General features: G+C 32.2%; 17 protein-coding genes and 1 pseudogene. 16 read left to right on the top strand and 2 right to left on the bottom strand.

The window, feature by feature from the left end:
- The first annotated feature begins 12 nt into the window (after positions 1 to 12).
- From ACVBFA_RS08220 to ACVBFA_RS08190, 7 genes are all read left to right on the top strand, one after another.
- The gene (locus ACVBFA_RS08220; protein ID WP_002475038.1) at positions 13 to 186 is read left to right on the top strand and encodes a hypothetical protein; all 174 of its coding nucleotides are present in this window, start codon (positions 13 to 15) and stop codon (positions 184 to 186) included.
- A gap of 822 nt (positions 187 to 1,008) precedes the next feature.
- Positions 1,009 to 2,034, top strand: coding sequence for a hemolysin family protein (locus ACVBFA_RS08215; protein WP_002490748.1), 1,026 nt, complete (start codon positions 1,009 to 1,011; stop codon positions 2,032 to 2,034).
- A gap of 367 nt (positions 2,035 to 2,401) precedes the next feature.
- Positions 2,402 to 3,250, top strand: a complete 849-nt coding sequence (locus ACVBFA_RS08210; protein WP_002446022.1) for a DUF72 domain-containing protein — start codon at positions 2,402 to 2,404, stop codon at positions 3,248 to 3,250.
- Positions 3,251 to 3,262: 12 nt separating this feature from the next.
- Positions 3,263 to 4,090: a sulfite exporter TauE/SafE family protein gene (locus tag ACVBFA_RS08205; protein ID WP_002446023.1), complete on the top strand. Its 828-nt coding sequence runs from the start codon at positions 3,263 to 3,265 to the stop codon at positions 4,088 to 4,090.
- Positions 4,091 to 4,175: 85 nt separating this feature from the next.
- Positions 4,176 to 5,495, top strand: coding sequence for a bifunctional metallophosphatase/5'-nucleotidase (locus ACVBFA_RS08200; RefSeq protein WP_070593312.1), 1,320 nt, complete (start codon positions 4,176 to 4,178; stop codon positions 5,493 to 5,495).
- An 87-nt stretch (positions 5,496 to 5,582) separates the two neighbouring features.
- Entirely contained in the window at positions 5,583 to 6,497 is a 915-nt protein-coding gene (lipA, locus tag ACVBFA_RS08195; RefSeq protein WP_001831979.1) for a lipoyl synthase, read from the top strand.
- Between the two features lie 185 nt (positions 6,498 to 6,682).
- Positions 6,683 to 7,072 (top strand): YutD family protein, encoded by a 390-nt coding sequence (locus tag ACVBFA_RS08190; protein WP_126122409.1) that lies wholly within the window; start codon positions 6,683 to 6,685, stop codon positions 7,070 to 7,072.
- Between the two features lie 59 nt (positions 7,073 to 7,131).
- Here the strand turns inward: ACVBFA_RS08190 and ACVBFA_RS08185 are convergent, their stop codons facing one another.
- The gene (locus ACVBFA_RS08185; protein ID WP_002490735.1) at positions 7,132 to 7,398 is read right to left on the bottom strand and encodes a DUF3055 domain-containing protein; all 267 of its coding nucleotides are present in this window, start codon (positions 7,396 to 7,398) and stop codon (positions 7,132 to 7,134) included.
- Between the two features lie 118 nt (positions 7,399 to 7,516).
- Here ACVBFA_RS08185 and ACVBFA_RS08180 point away from each other — a divergent pair, with 118 nt between their 5' ends.
- The 8 genes and pseudogenes from ACVBFA_RS08180 to dltD all read left to right on the top strand — a co-directional run bounded on the left by ACVBFA_RS08180 (position 7,517) and on the right by dltD (position 14,466).
- A complete protein-coding gene (locus ACVBFA_RS08180; RefSeq protein ID WP_002446026.1) occupies positions 7,517 to 7,951 on the top strand; it encodes a DUF86 domain-containing protein in 435 nt (144 codons plus the stop codon).
- Complete coding sequence (locus ACVBFA_RS08175) at positions 7,951 to 8,730, top strand: TIGR01457 family HAD-type hydrolase (RefSeq protein WP_002446027.1); 780 nt, start codon at positions 7,951 to 7,953, stop codon at positions 8,728 to 8,730. Before ACVBFA_RS08180 ends, ACVBFA_RS08175 begins: the two co-directional genes overlap by 1 nt.
- A 41-nt stretch (positions 8,731 to 8,771) precedes the next feature.
- Positions 8,772 to 9,742, top strand: a pseudogene (locus ACVBFA_RS08170) (2-hydroxyacid dehydrogenase).
- Positions 9,743 to 10,146: 404 nt separating this feature from the next.
- Positions 10,147 to 10,293 carry a teichoic acid D-Ala incorporation-associated protein DltX gene (locus tag ACVBFA_RS08165; protein ID WP_001831913.1) on the top strand — a complete coding sequence of 49 codons (147 nt, stop codon included), beginning with the start codon at positions 10,147 to 10,149 and terminating at the stop codon, positions 10,291 to 10,293.
- A 15-nt stretch (positions 10,294 to 10,308) separates the two neighbouring features.
- Positions 10,309 to 11,766, top strand: a complete 1,458-nt coding sequence (dltA, locus tag ACVBFA_RS08160; RefSeq protein WP_126122410.1) for a D-alanine--poly(phosphoribitol) ligase subunit DltA — start codon at positions 10,309 to 10,311, stop codon at positions 11,764 to 11,766.
- Positions 11,763 to 12,977 (top strand): D-alanyl-lipoteichoic acid biosynthesis protein DltB, encoded by a 1,215-nt coding sequence (dltB, locus tag ACVBFA_RS08155; RefSeq protein WP_002475036.1) that lies wholly within the window; start codon positions 11,763 to 11,765, stop codon positions 12,975 to 12,977. Before dltA ends, dltB begins: the two co-directional genes overlap by 4 nt.
- Positions 12,978 to 12,994: 17 nt before the next feature.
- Positions 12,995 to 13,231 (top strand): D-alanine--poly(phosphoribitol) ligase subunit 2, encoded by a 237-nt coding sequence (gene dltC / locus ACVBFA_RS08150; RefSeq protein WP_001831996.1) that lies wholly within the window; start codon positions 12,995 to 12,997, stop codon positions 13,229 to 13,231.
- Entirely contained in the window at positions 13,228 to 14,466 is a 1,239-nt protein-coding gene (gene dltD, locus ACVBFA_RS08145) for a D-alanyl-lipoteichoic acid biosynthesis protein DltD (RefSeq protein ID WP_002475053.1), read from the top strand. The genes dltC and dltD overlap by 4 nt, the downstream gene beginning before the upstream one ends.
- 292 nt (positions 14,467 to 14,758) lie before the next feature.
- On the opposite strand, the gene ACVBFA_RS08140 is transcribed toward dltD, so the two are convergent.
- A complete protein-coding gene (locus tag ACVBFA_RS08140) occupies positions 14,759 to 15,001 on the bottom strand; it encodes a NifU family protein (RefSeq protein WP_001831958.1) in 243 nt (80 codons plus the stop codon).
- Between the two features lie 99 nt (positions 15,002 to 15,100).
- Between ACVBFA_RS08140 and ACVBFA_RS08135 the strand changes: the two genes are divergently transcribed.
- Complete coding sequence (locus ACVBFA_RS08135) at positions 15,101 to 15,421, top strand: YuzD family protein (protein WP_002446032.1); 321 nt, start codon at positions 15,101 to 15,103, stop codon at positions 15,419 to 15,421.
- The last annotated feature ends 124 nt before the right edge of the window (positions 15,422 to 15,545 follow it).

Below are 15,545 nucleotides of genomic sequence, written 5' to 3'. Positions count from 1 at the left end.
AATGGTAAAGATTTGAATAAGCATATCAAAATTACTTTGGGTGACTTCAAAGATTTTCAAGCTAAACATGATTTGGATGATGCAAATTTATTGGATATGATTGCACCTGTAGATACTATGGTTTCAAAAGAAGTGAAAGGTATACCGGGTGATTGCTCACTAATAGCAGGAAACTCGGTCTTATAAAGCAGTTATACACTGCTTATTCGAAAACTAAACAATTCGTTCAGTTGAAAAAAGAATTAGATGGATATAGCGATGCTTTATAGGGTGGTGGTAAAGCTACTACATTCCTGATAACTAAAAAAGATATTAAGATGAGTAATAAAATTATCAATACAATGAAAAAGTTAGAAAAGATTATAGATAACCCACATGAAAAATTGACGCTTGACCAATACGAGAGTATGTCAGTAAATATTCAATTATCCAGGGTCAAGTCGTACATATCAATAGTTGTCTTGATCATGTTATTTCTAGCATATATATTTATAAGAGTGCCAGAAATTAAAAGTAAAGAATTGCAAGGAATAGAAACTATTATCATAATTGTTATGCTAGTCTCTATTGCTTACTTTATCATCGATTTCATTTTATGGATTAAAAGGAAAAATTTTCTTTAAGAACTATTAAACCACTTTTTATCATTGTGTTATTTAACATTTTAATGATAATTACGACATGAATTTCATTTTACAATATATTTAGCTGATTTTTACTTCTTATATTTTTACAAAGTATTTAAAGTGGTAGTTTTTAGAAGTCTGAACTCTTTACTTCAATAAATGAAATGAATTATCATAGCTAATCGTTTAATTTTTAACAAAAGGAATAGTTAAGTTACTGATATACTTTACGAGAGTAAGCCACGATAAACTATAAAAATGTTTTACATTAGTTCTTTCATATTCGTGCGTTGTGGTAATCCAATATGAATGATAAGTTTGATAACTCATTTCTCGGGAAATAGTGTATTAATAAGGACTAAATCTTAAGGAGAAATGCATCATGATTATTGCAATTATACTATTAATATTTGTTTCATTTTTCTTTTCAGGTAGTGAGACAGCATTAACAGCCGCGAATCGCACTAAGTTTCAAACTGAAGCTAAAAAGGGTGATCGTAAAGCGCAAGGTTTAACAAAGTTATTAGATAAACCAAGTGAGTTTATCACTGCTATATTAATCGGTAACAATGTAGCGAATATTATTTTACCTACACTCGTGACAATCTTAGCGATTGATATTGGAGTGAACGTGGGAATAGCATCAGCAATTGTAACAATTGTGATTATACTTATTTCTGAAGTGATTCCTAAATCAATTGCTGCAACATTTCCTGATAAAATTTCAAAACTTGTGTATCCTATCATTCATATATGTGTCATTGTACTCAAGCCCATTACAATTTTATTAAACAAGATGACAGATGGTATTAATCATTTACTATCTCGAGGCCAACCTGTTGAAAAAAGATTTTCTAAAGAAGAAATTCGCACATTATTAAATATTGCGGGTAGAGAAGGTGCATTTAATGAGATAGAAAATACTCGACTTCAAAACGTTATGGACTTTGAACAATTGAAAGTTAAGGATGTTGATACTACGCCCCGTATTAATGTTGTAGCTTTTTCAAAGGATGTAAAATATGACGAAGCTTATGATACAGTGATGAATAATCCATATACTAGATATCCAGTATATGATGAAGATATAGATGATATCATCGGTGTATTCCACTCAAAATATTTATTAGCTTGGAGTAAACATAAAGAGGACGCAATTACAAATTATGCATCAAGCCCTTTATTTGTAAATGAACATAATAGGGCAGAATGGGTATTGCGTAAAATGACCGTTTCACGAAAACATCTAGCGATTGTATTAGATGAATATGGCGGTACGGATGCTATTGTATCGCACGAAGATTTAATAGAAGAGCTACTTGGTATGGATATTGAGGATGAAATGGATCGTGAAGAAGAAAATAAATTAAAACATCAAAAATTTCCGCAAAGCATGATGCATCGTTAATTTTGTTGTAAAAATGATAGTGGCTATGAATGTCAAACAAGTTGCGGGGCAATTAAGATGTTGTATAATTTAGCTGTGATATAAATTGTAAAGATAGAAAACCTGGGACATGATACAATGTTCCAGGTGTTTTTTTATTTTAGTAGGCAATAATAGAATGAAAAACTCGATAAATATAATTTTTATTAACCTTAGTTTTTATTGCTAAGGTTATACAAGATATTTGAAAGTGGTTGTATCTTCCTCTTACCATAAGAGGTGTTTTTGTTTAACTTTCAGATATGTGTATATTAAAGAATATGTAAATTTAATTTAACTCAAGTGAATCAATGAATTGTAATGTGGTATCATGTTGTTGGTGATAAATATGATAGAAATAGGTCTTACTGGTTGGGGTGACCATGATACATTATATGAGGATTTAGAGCGTAAAACAGATAAGTTAAAAACTTATGCTAGTCATTTCCCGATAGTAGAATTGGATGCTTCGTATTATGCGATACAGCCAGAACGAAATATAATTAAATGGATAAATGAAACGCCGAATAGATTTCAATTCGTCGTTAAAATTCATCAAGCATTAACATTACATGCTGACTATAGAGATTATGCAGAGTCGAGAGATGTATTATTTAAACAGTTTAAAGAAATGATTAATCCGTTAAAAGAGCATAATAAATTGGCGATGGTGCTCGTACAATTCCCACCCTGGTTTGATTGTAACGTTCAAAATATAAATTACATCTTATATGTGAGAAAACAATTAAGTGATATTCCGATGAGCATTGAATTTAGACATCAATCATGGTTTGACAATCAATATAAAGAGCAAACTTTATCTTTCTTAACACAACATCAAATCATTCATGCAGTGGTAGATGAACCTCAAATTAAAGAGGGGAGCATTCCTTTAGTAAATAGGATTACTAGTGATATTGCTTTTGTACGTTATCATGGACGTAATCATTATGGTTGGACTAAAAAAGATATGACTGATCAAGAATGGCGAGATGTAAGATATTTATATGATTATAGCGAGGAAGAGTTAGCTGACTTGGCTCGTAAAGTCGAAATACTTAATCAAAAGGCTAAGAAAGTATACGTTATTTTTAATAATAATTCTGGCGGTCATGCAGCTAATAATGCTAAAAAGTATCAAAATATTTTAGACATTGATTATGAAGGTTTAGCACCACAACAATTAAAACTATTTTAAGAGGCGAATGTCATGTTATTAACAATTATTCTATTAATATTAATAGGGGGATTTTCAGCGATTTTAGGATCTATCGTTGGTATTGGTGGTGGAATCATCATCGTCCCCACACTTGTTTATTTAGGCGTAAACCATCATCTTCTACATGGTATTACGACGCAAATTGCAATAGGTACTTCTTCAGTTATTCTGATTGTTACTGGACTATCTTCCTCATTAGGATATTTAAAAACCAAACAAGTAGATATAAAAAACGGCTCGATATTTCTATTTGGGCTACTACCTGGATCTTTGGTTGGTTCTTTTTTAAGTAGATACCTTACACTTGATTCATTTAACTTATACTTTGGCGTGTTTATGATATTTGTGTCGATATTACTGATGATTCGTCACAAAATAAAACCTTTTAAAATTTTTGACAAACCTAAGTATGCGCGTACATATGTTGATGCTGAAGGGAAAACATACCGTTATAGTGTCCCTCCTCTGTTTGCTTTTATAACAACGTTATTTATTGGGATATTAACAGGGCTGTTTGGCATAGGTGGAGGTGCATTGATGACCCCTCTTATGCTCATCGTCTTTAGATTTCCACCACATGTTGCAGTAGGCACAAGTATGATGATGATTTTCTTTTCAAGTGTGATGAGTTCGATAGGGCATATCCTTCAAGGACATGTGGCTTGGGGATATTCCATCATTCTCATTATTTCAAGTGTGATAGGTGCACAAATAGGTGTAAGGGTCAATCGATCTATGAAATCCGACACAGTTGTGATGTTATTGAGAACAGTAATGCTTATCATGGGGGTATATTTAATCATTAAATCTTTTATTTAAAAGTGAAGTAGTTATGCTTTGAGACTTTGTTCTTTAATGCTAAAGTACAATTAAGTATATAAATTTTAAAGAGGGGGATCATGTTATGGAATTAACAATATATCACACGAATGATATTCATAGTCATTTAAATGAATATGCTCGTATTCAAGCTTATATGGCAAAACATAGACCGCAACTTGAACATCCCTCACTCTATATAGATATAGGTGATCATGTTGATTTATCAGCACCTGTGACAGAAGCTACGGTAGGACATAAAAATATAGAACTTTTAAATGAAGCACATTGTGATATTGCAACCATTGGAAATAATGAAGGAATGACAATTTCTCATGATGCTTTACAAAATCTATATAACGATGCGAATTTTAAAGTGATTTGCACGAATGTCATAGATGAAGAGGGACATCTTCCACATCATATTGCCTCTTCGTATATCAAAGAAATAAAAGGAACGCGTATTTTATTTGTTGCAGCAACGGCGCCGTTCACACCTTTTTATCGAGCACTGGATTGGATTGTTACTGATCCACTAGCGGCAATCAAAGATGAAATCAATGCACATCAAGGTGAATATGATCTTTTGATGGTTATGAGCCATGTCGGTATCTTTTTTGATGAAAAGTTATGCCAAGAGATTCCGGAAATAGATGTTATCTTTGGTAGTCATACACACCATCATTTTGAACATGGAGAAATAAATAATGGTGTTTTGATGGCAGCTGCAGGAAAATATGGCTATTATTTAGGTGAAGTTAATATCACGATTGAAAATGGAAAAATCGTTGATAAAATCGCCAAAATTCATCCTATTGAAACACTTCCTTTAGTCGAGACACATTTTGAAGAACAAGGAAGAGCACTTCTAAGTAAACCAGTAGTTAATCATCATGTGAACTTAGTCAAAAGAACAGATGTTATTACTAGAACATCCTATTTACTGGCTGAGAGTGTATATGAGTTTTCAAGCGCTGATTGTGCAATCGTAAATGCTGGACTTATAGTAAAAGGCATTGAAGCTGATAAAGTGACGGAATATGATATACATCGCATGTTACCCCATCCAATCAATATTGTAAGGGTTCGATTAACTGGCAAACAATTAAAGCAAGTGATTCAAAAAAGCCAAAAGCAAGAATATATGCACGAACATGCACAAGGTCTTGGTTTTAGAGGGGATATCTTTGGAGGATATATTTTATATAATCTTGGCTTTATTGAGTCAGAAGAGCGTTATTTTATAGGCGATGAAGAGATTCAAAATGATAAACAATATACGTTAGGTACTGTTGATATGTATACTTTTGGAAGATATTTCCCACTGTTAAAGGGGTTATCTATAGATTATATTATGCCTGAATTTTTACGTGATATTTTTAAAGAGAAATTACTAAAATTATAAAAAAGCGTATATTGAATTTTAATTTAATGTTAATACCGATATGTTATAATAAACGAAGATATATTAAACAGGAGGGTATGCGTTGTTATGGCGACTAGAAATGAAGAAATTTTACGTAAACCGGATTGGTTAAAGATTAAGCTTAACACAAACGATAATTATACTGGTCTTAAGAAAATGATGCGTGAGAAAAATTTACACACAGTGTGTGAAGAAGCTAAATGTCCGAATATTCACGAATGTTGGGGTGCGCGTCGTACAGCTACATTTATGATTTTAGGGGCAGTATGTACAAGAGCATGTCGATTCTGCGCAGTAAAAACGGGTTTGCCTAATGAATTAGATTTAAATGAACCAGAACGAGTTGCAGAATCAGTAGAATTAATGAATTTAAAACATGTTGTAATTACTGCTGTTGCACGTGATGATTTAAGAGATCAAGGTTCAAATGTGTATGCAGAAACAGTACGCAAAGTAAGAGAAAGAAATCCATTTACAACAATAGAAATTTTACCATCTGACATGGGTGGCGATTATGAAGCCCTTGAAACATTAATGGCTTCTAGACCAGACATTCTTAATCACAACATTGAAACGGTTCGTCGCTTAACACCAAGAGTTAGAGCTCGAGCAACTTACGATAGAACTTTACAATTTTTACGTCGTTCTAAAGAATTGCAACCTGATATTCCAACAAAATCTAGTTTGATGGTTGGTCTAGGTGAAACGATGGAAGAAATTTATGAAACGATGGATGATTTACGCGCTAATGATGTTGATATCTTAACTATAGGTCAATATTTACAACCGTCTCGAAAACATTTGAAAGTTGAGAAATATTATACGCCATTAGAATTTGGTAAAATGAGAAAGATTGCAATGGAAAAAGGATTTAAACATTGTCAAGCAGGACCTTTAGTAAGAAGTTCGTATCATGCTGATGAACAAGTGAATGAAGCGGCTAAAGAGAAACAACGCCAAGGTGAAGAACAACTCAATTAAGTAATAATTTTTTAAACTATTAAAAATAGAGGCATAAGTGCCTCGCTTATCGAGTATCTATAATTTATGTGATACATAAAATTTCATTATATTTTTAATAAATGTGTGTATTGAAGATATCGGTAAGTGATTTATGGCATTTTTGATGCTTATTGCCTCTATTTCATTTTTTGTAAGGTGAAAATATGATTAAAGTCGACCAACAATATTTTGAATTGATAGAAGAATATAGAGAATGTTTTGATGTGGAAATATTTTCTGCTAGGTATTCGGATATATTAGATAAATATGATTATGTCGTAGGTGATTATGGTTACGATCAATTACGCTTAAAAGGATTTTATAAAGATAGTAATAAAAAGGCAGAAATAAGTAAACGGTTTTCAAGTATACAAGATTATATATTAGAATATTGTAATTTTGGTTGTCCTTATTTTGTTGTCAGACGTTTGTCACCAAATGAATTTATTGAAGAAATGGATGATAAAGAAGATATCATTGATAAATTACATGATGTTAAGATTCAACCTACTATTCAAGACACAGAAAAACATACCCGAGCTATAGATCAATAAAAGTCCACTAAGTTGAGAGCGTCATCTCAATTTAAGTGGACTTTTATAACATAACGCTTCTATTGAATAACCTCATTTAAATATTCAATAATTTCATCCGCTTCTTCCTTTGATACTCCTAATATATGAGAAATGTAACCTTCTTCTTCTATATCATCTGAACCTATAATGCCAAATTGATTAGTCTGCATATTTAAAACTAAAGTTTTACCGTAGTGTCTATCTGTTTGTACAAGCATTAAGTCGTAGCGACTATGCTCACCAACAAAGCCGACGAACCGTACTTGGCTTTGTTCTTCATCATCATATAAATACATATCTATCATATCTCTGACGCTCCTTTACATTGCGAAAACTATTATATTTAAGTATAACGACAAATGATGATGACTGCAAAACTATGGTATGATTAATTTATTAGATGTATGAAGAGGTGACAAGCGAATGTATTTCGTAGATAAAGATAAACTAACTCAGAAAATCACTTACTTACAAAAGCTCACTGAAGATTACAATGATAATAAAAGGAATCCATATGCTTTTGAACGAATTGGCCAAATGTTAATTGAATCTTCTGTAGATATCGGCAATATGATTATAGATGGGTTTATTTTAAGAGATCCTGGTAATTATAAAGATGTAATAGATATTTTAGAATTGGAAAATGTTATTTCAAAAGAAACACAATCACATATCAATCGAACTATTGATGTTAGAAAACAGTTTGCACATCACTATATCGATTTAAATATGAATAAAATTGAGCCGTTATTTGATGATGCACTACCATACTATAAGCAATTTATTCAAGAAGTAGGACAATTTTTAGAAAATGAAAATGTACCAATTACCGCATTTGGAAAAGGAGAGAATAACTAGTGAAACATTATCAGGCATACTTAATCGATTTAGATGGGACAATGTATAAAGGCACAGAGGAAATTGACGGTGCCGCACAATTTATAGATTATTTAAATAATAATCATATCCCTCATCTATATGTAACTAATAATTCTACAAAGACACCTGTTCAAGTTACTGAGAAATTACGTGAGATGCATATTGATGCTAAACCAGATGAAGTTGTAACGTCAGCATTGGCAACAGCGGATTATATCTCTGAACAGCATCCTAATGCAACTGTATATATGATTGGTGGCCATGGACTTAAAACTGCACTAACTGATGCAGGGCTTTCAATAAAAAACGATGAACATGTTGATTATGTAGTTATTGGTTTAGACGAAAAGGTCACATATGAAAAATTATCAATTGCAACATTAGCTGTACGTAATGGAGCTAAATTTATATCTACCAATCCAGATGTATCCATACCTAAAGAGAGAGGTTTTTTACCTGGTAATGGTGCTATTACGAGTGTGGTCAGCGTCTCTACCGGCATTCAGCCAGAGTTTATTGGTAAACCTGAAACAATTATAATGTCTAAGTCTTTAGATATACTTGGATTAGAAAAATCAGAAGTTGCAATGGTTGGTGATTTATATGACACAGACATTATGTCAGGTATTAACGTGGGTATTGATACGATACATGTTCAAACTGGTGTGAGTACGTATGAAGATATTCAATCTAAAGAAATACCGCCTACGTATTCATTTAAAGATTTAAATGTGGCTATTGCAGAATTAGAAAAATAAAATTATCATCTATCTGTTTTGAAATTAATAGAGGTGTGCATATGAATAAAATACTCGTAACACGTCAAATTCCACAACACTACGTTGAACAACTTAAAAAATAGGACAAGTTGTCATGTGGGAACACGATTTAACGCCCATGTCTAGAGAGTCATTTCTTGCTAACGTTGAAGATGCAACAGCATGTGTGATCACATTGAGTGAGCATATTGATGAAGAAGTATTTCTCAGGGCACAACAACTTAAAGTGATTGCTAATATGGCTGTAGGTTTTGATAATATTGATATTACATTAGCAAAGAAACATGGTGTAGTTGTTACTAATACACCTCACGTACTGACAGAGACAACTGCCGAACTAGGGTTTACATTGATGCTTACTGTAGCCCGTAGAATCATAGAAGCGACTTCATATATTCAAGAGGGTAAGTGGAAAAGTTGGGGACCATACTTATTATCAGGAAAAGATGTATACGGTGCAACTGTTGGTATTTTTGGAATGGGTGATATAGGAAAAGCGTTTGCACGTCGCTTACAAGGGTTTGATGCACGGATAATATATCACAACCGCAAACGTGATTTAATTGCTGAAAGTGAGTTAAATGCTACATATGTAACATTTAACTCTTTACTTGAACAAAGTGATTTTATTATTTGCACAGCACCTTTAACAAAGGAAACTGAGAATCAATTTGATAATCGAGCTTTTAATAAAATGAAAAATGATGCTGTCTTCATTAATATTGGAAGAGGTGCAATTGTAGATGAGGAAGCACTTTTAGAAGCATTAAAAAATCATGAGATACAAGCCTGTGGTTTAGATGTTATGCGTCAAGAACCTATTCAACCTGACCATCCAATACTGAAATTACCTAACGCTGTGGTGTTACCTCACATAGGAAGTTCATCTCAAGTCACTAGAAATCGAATGGTACAACTTTGTATAGATAATATTAAAGCAGTATTAAATAATGATGCACCACTAACCCCTGTAACCCCTTTACACATTTAAAATTTATTCACGTTAGTCATATTCCATCAATTGAATGTGATAACGTGAATTTTTTTATTTGATAAAACTAACAATTTTGTTATACCCACTGTAATTGTCTAATCATGGCTTTAGAATTAAAATAATGTTGTTCTTAAAAAGAGAGAACCATTTCTAATTGAGTCGTTGACATATGATTTGAATATGTAAAAATTTCAATACAATTTTAATGAAGACATAAAATTTGAATTGAATTATATTTGAAACAAAGATATAATGAATTGTAAAATTAAATTATAAAATGTATATTGTATTACTTGATGTCTATTAGTAATGATTAAGGTTCATAGTACATGATTTAATATAAGAACATTGAGAAGATTTACGATTAATAATAGTTAGAGTTTGAGAGGTGCTATTTAAAAATGAAAGGAAAAGAGCCTTCTAACAAATATTTTGATAAAATGAAGCCTTACTTAATCACTTTGTTATATTTAGCTATTTTTATAGCGCTGTATTTAATTTATGGTAGTGGTGATACACAAAACAACTTCATTTATAATGAATTCTAATGAGGGAGAGTAGTTATGGCAGACTTAATTAATATTCTAAACCACTTTGTTCAGGAACAACCTGAAGCAGTTGCGGTTAGACATACAAATGATGAGCTAACATATAAGCAACTTGATGAAGAATCAAGTAAGTTAGCACATCTATTACAAGATAGTAAAAAGCCAATGATTTTATATGGTCACATGTCACCTTACATGATTGTTGGTATGATTGGAGCGATTAAATCCGGTTGCGGTTATGTTCCTATCGATACTTCTGTTCCAAAAGAACGTGTCAATATGATTATTGATAAAGTACAACCGGAAATCATTTTCAATACTTCAGATGAGACTTTGGAACAGACAAATGCACAAGTGCTTAAGGTTAGCGATATTCAGGATTCACAATATCCAATTGTCTTTGATAGTCAAATGAAGCAAAACGATGTAGTATATACAATTTTTACTTCAGGGTCTACGGGAGAACCTAAAGGTGTACAAATTGAATATGCAAGTTTAAATGAATTCGCAGAATGGATGGTATCTTTAAATGAAACTGGTACTGGTAAAGAATGGTTAAATCAAGCGCCATTTTCGTTTGATTTATCAGTAATGGCAATCTATCCTTGTTTAACATCAGGTGGTACTTTAAATCTTGTTGATAAAGATATGATCAAAAAACCTAAACTATTGAACGAAATGTTAGTTCAAACACCGATGAATGTTTGGGTTTCTACGCCTTCTTTTATAGAAATGTGTTTATTATTACCTAATTTAAATGAACAACAATATAATAGCTTAAAGCAATTCTTTTTCTGTGGGGAAATTTTACCGCATAAAACAGCTAAAGTCTTAGTTGAAAGATTTCCGAATTCAATGATTTATAACACATATGGACCAACTGAAGCTACTGTTGCAGTCACAAGTATACAAATCACAGAAGAAATTTTAAATCAATATAATCCTTTACCAGTTGGTGTGGCTAGACCTGGTACAAGATTATTTGCTACTGAAGAAGGAGAACTTGTCATTGAGGGGCAAAGCGTCAGTTTAGGTTATTTAAAGAATGAAGAAAAGACAGCCGCAGTATTTAATTTTGAAGACGGTGTCAGAACATATCATACTGGGGATAAAGCTAAAATTGAAGATGGATTGTGGTTTATTCAAGGACGTATTGATTTCCAAATTAAACTAAATGGTTATCGTATGGAACTAGAGGAAATTGAAACACAATTACGCCAGTCAAAACATGTAAGAGAGGCTGTTGTTGTGCCGGTTTATAAAAATGGAAAGGTCGTACATTTAATAGGAGCAGTAGTACCTACTGAATCTGTAGAAGATAATTTAGCAATGACAACTCAAATTAAACACGAACTTAAATCACGCTTACCAGAATATATGATTCCTAGAAAGTTCGAATGGATGGAACGACTACCACTCACATTAAATGGTAAATTAGATCGTAAGAAAATTGCCGAGGTTGTAAACGGATGATACCTTATGGCACATTTACATTTTTCTTAATTGCATTTATCGTTCTTATACCTGTGATAATACTTGGATTCTTAGGTAAGCGAAGTTATATTTACAATGGTATAAGTACAGCAATCATGATTGTCATTATATTTGCATCAGATAAACATAATCTGTTAGGGCAAAAATATCTAAGTGCACAACTTTTTTGTTTTATTATTTATGTCATATGGCAGGTTGCCCTCATTATGTACTACTATCAATCACGACAAAGGAAGAATACATTTACAAAATTTGTAACAATTATGGTATTGTCTATTCTCCCTCTAGCAATTGTTAAGATATTACAGAGTTCATGGTTAGGTGGACATCAAATTCACTTCCATGAAAGTAAATTAATTGAATTTGTAGGATTTTTAGGTATCTCGTACGTCACTTTCAAAAGTGTTCAATTAATTATGGAGATTCGTGATGGTTCTATTAAAGAAATCAAAGTAGGGAAATTGATACAATTCATTTCTTTCTTCCCAACCATTTCATCTGGACCTATTGATAGATATAAACGTTATGTGAAAGATGATAAGAAAGTACCTAGTGGTGCAGAGTACAGAGAGCTTGTTATCAAAGCAATTCATATGATTATGTTAGGGTTCTTATATAAATATATTATTGCGTATTTGATTCAGACATACGCTGTTAATCCTTTACAACTTAACCTACATGGGTTTACTCATATGTGGCTATATATGTACGCCTATAGCTTATATTTATTCTTTGATTTTGCAGGATACAGTTTATTCGCGATTGCAGTGAGTTATTTATATGGTATTAAGACGCCGCCTAACTTTAAACAACCGTTTAAAGCCAAAAATATTAAAGATTTCTGGAATAGATGGCATATGACTTTATCTTTCTGGTTTAGAGATTGTATCTATATGAGATCTTTATTCTACATGTCACGTAAGAAGTTATTAAAAAGTCAATTTGCAATGTCAAATGTAGCGTTCTTTTTAAACTTTTTCATAATGGGAGTATGGCATGGTCTAGAAGTATATTACATTGTATATGGATTATACCACGCAGCGTTATTCATAGGTTATGGTTATTATGAGCGTTGGCGTAAAAAGCATCCACCACGTTGGCAAAATGGTTTCACTACAGCTATAAGTATTATCATTACCTTCCATTTTGTAACTTTCGGATTCTTAATTTTCTCAGGCAAATTTATTTAATAAAGGAGTAATTAATTATGGAATTTAGAGAACAAGTATTAGATTTATTAGCAGAAGTAGCTGAAAATAACATTGTGAAGGAAAACCCAGATGTAGAAATCTTTGAAGAAGGTATTATTGATTCATTTCAAACTGTAGGTTTACTTTTAGAAATTCAAAATAAATTGGATATTGAAGTGTCAATTATGGACTTTGATAGAGATGAGTGGGCAACTCCTAATAAAATTGTAGAAGCTTTAGAAGAGTTACGATGAAACTGAAACCATTCTTACCCATTATAATCAGCGGCGTCATATTTATTATATTTTTATTTTTACCAGCAAGTTGGTTTACTGGTCTTGTGACAAATAAGACGTTAGCTGATAATAGAATTTCTTTAACTGATCAAGTTTTAAAAGGCACGCTCATTCAAAATAAATTATTCGAGTCAAATAAGTATTACCCGATTTATGGTTCCAGTGAGCTGGAAAAGGATGATCCTTTTAATCCAGGTATAGCGCTAAATAAACAAAATGCTAGTAAAGAAACGTTCCTTATTGGTGCGGGAGGTTCGACAGATTTAATTAATGCAGTTGAACTTGCAGCGCAATACGACAATTTAAAAGGAAAGAAATTTACATTTATTATTTCTCCACAATGGTTTACGAATCATGGATTAACAAATCAAAACTTTGATGCTCGTATGTCACAAAGTCAAATCAATCAGATGTTTAATCAAAAAGATATGCCAGCTAATTTGAAGAAACGGTATGCACAAAGATTGTTACAGTTTCCGCATGCACACAATAAGTCATACCTTAGAGAACAAGCAAAACGCCCTGATGATGTCTCTGGAAACTACATTTCTTCATTTAAAGAAAATCAATTAACTAAGATTGAAGCTATTAAATCATTATTCTCATTCACTAAGCCACCTTTAGCAGAAGTAAAACCGGCAACAAGAGAAGATGCTTCATGGGATGAAATGAAACATAAAGCTGTCGATATAGGCAAAGCAAATACTCAATCTAATAAATATGATATAAGAGATCCATATTGGAAATTGATAAAACAAAACAAGCGTAAAATCAAAAGGGATTATGAGTTCAACATTAACTCACCTGAGTTCCAAGATTTAAAACTATTAGTGCAAACGCTACATGCTGCTGGAGCTGATGTACAATATGTTAGTATACCTTCAAATGGAAGATGGTATGATCATATAGGTATCAAAAAAGATAGACGTGAAGCTGTATATAAAAAGATTCATTCAACAGTAGTTGATAATGGTGGAAAAATTTATGATTTGACAAACAAGGACTATGAAAAGTACGTAATTAGTGATGCTGTTCATATTGGATGGAAAGGTTGGGTTTATGTCGACCAGCAAATCGCAAGACATATGGATGGTCATGCACCTAAAAATCATGAAGTCGATTATTCTAAAAATAAACCACCACACAAACATCACAAAGGTCGTCAAGATGATCAACATCAAGGCAACAAATAATATTATTAACCGAAATAAAATTAGGTGAACTAGGTACAGAATTCGTTGTTCATCCCGTGTAACGAGATTTGTAAGGGAAACACCTCGATGTAAAGTATTATTCATTTCTATCTTTGATAGCCAGTATATAAAATGCTTAGGAACAATATTTTGTATCCTAAGCATTTTATTGTTTATATAGCATCATAGGGTTAATATTAGTGCGCTATGATTTCATTTATTCATTTCTATCAAATTAAAAAAACCTAGGACGTTACTATGAGTCCTAGGTTTATAAATATATAGGGATATATTAGAATACTTGTTCTACTTCTATTACACCTGGAACTTCTTCATGAAGCGCACGCTCGATGCCAGCTTTTAAGGTTATTGTAGAACTAGGACATGTTCCGCAAGCGCCGTGTAATTGTAGTTTAACTATACCATCTTCAACATCTACAAGCGTACAATCGCCACCATCTCGTAGTAAAAATGGACGCAAACGTTCTATAACTTCTGCTACTTGATCAAACATTGTTGGATTCTCAGTAGGCATGTGACATGTCTCCTTTCAGAGCAATTATTTCATAATCATTATTATTACATTATAATAGATAAAGTAGTAAAAATCTATAAAACAAGATAGGGGATTTTAATGACTAAAATTAGTGTTGTCGTATATGGAGCAGAAGTCGTTTGTGCGAGTTGTGTAAATGCACCTACTTCTATAGATACTTATCAATGGCTTCAAGCATTACTTTTAAGAAAGTTTCCTCAACATCATTTTGAATTTACATATATTGACATACGAAATGATACTGAAAATTTAACTGATCATGATATGCAATTTATAGAAAGAATTAATGAAGATGAGTTGTTTTACCCATTAGTTACGATGAATGATGAATATGTAGCAGATGGTTACATACAATATAAACAAATAACCCGTTTTATTGAATCATATTTTACCACGTAAGATTAAAAGAAGGGGGACAATACTCATACTAACCATGTGCCTCAATTGACATTGTCTGTGTTATTTTCCGTTGAAATTCTTCATTTTCGGGCTACATCTTTTATTGAGAAGAATAACTTTTCAA

The organism is Staphylococcus sp. MSU001 (genome assembly GCF_052976705.1).
Note: the sequence above shows the minus strand (reverse complement) of the source record. Positions and strands in the feature narration are given on the sequence as shown.

Bases quoted from the DNA above. Each gene is read 5' to 3' on its own strand.
- ACVBFA_RS08215 (WP_002490748.1), top strand. From the start codon at position 1,009: ATGATTATTGCAATTATACTATTAATATTTGTTTCATTTTTCTTTTCA.
- ACVBFA_RS08210 (WP_002446022.1), top strand. From the start codon at position 2,402: ATGATAGAAATAGGTCTTACTGGTTGGGGTGACCATGATACATTATAT.
- ACVBFA_RS08205 (WP_002446023.1), top strand. From the start codon at position 3,263: ATGTTATTAACAATTATTCTATTAATATTAATAGGGGGATTTTCAGCG.
- ACVBFA_RS08200 (WP_070593312.1), top strand. From the start codon at position 4,176: ATGGAATTAACAATATATCACACGAATGATATTCATAGTCATTTAAAT.
- lipA (WP_001831979.1), top strand. From the start codon at position 5,583: ATGGCGACTAGAAATGAAGAAATTTTACGTAAACCGGATTGGTTAAAG.
- ACVBFA_RS08190 (WP_126122409.1), top strand. From the start codon at position 6,683: ATGATTAAAGTCGACCAACAATATTTTGAATTGATAGAAGAATATAGA.
- ACVBFA_RS08185 (WP_002490735.1), bottom strand. From the start codon at position 7,398: ATGATAGATATGTATTTATATGATGATGAAGAACAAAGCCAAGTACGG.
- ACVBFA_RS08180 (WP_002446026.1), top strand. From the start codon at position 7,517: ATGTATTTCGTAGATAAAGATAAACTAACTCAGAAAATCACTTACTTA.
- ACVBFA_RS08165 (WP_001831913.1), top strand. From the start codon at position 10,147: ATGAAAGGAAAAGAGCCTTCTAACAAATATTTTGATAAAATGAAGCCT.
- dltA (WP_126122410.1), top strand. From the start codon at position 10,309: ATGGCAGACTTAATTAATATTCTAAACCACTTTGTTCAGGAACAACCT.
- dltB (WP_002475036.1), top strand. From the start codon at position 11,763: ATGATACCTTATGGCACATTTACATTTTTCTTAATTGCATTTATCGTT.
- dltC (WP_001831996.1), top strand. From the start codon at position 12,995: ATGGAATTTAGAGAACAAGTATTAGATTTATTAGCAGAAGTAGCTGAA.
- dltD (WP_002475053.1), top strand. From the start codon at position 13,228: ATGAAACTGAAACCATTCTTACCCATTATAATCAGCGGCGTCATATTT.
- ACVBFA_RS08140 (WP_001831958.1), bottom strand. From the start codon at position 15,001: ATGCCTACTGAGAATCCAACAATGTTTGATCAAGTAGCAGAAGTTATA.
- ACVBFA_RS08135 (WP_002446032.1), top strand. From the start codon at position 15,101: ATGACTAAAATTAGTGTTGTCGTATATGGAGCAGAAGTCGTTTGTGCG.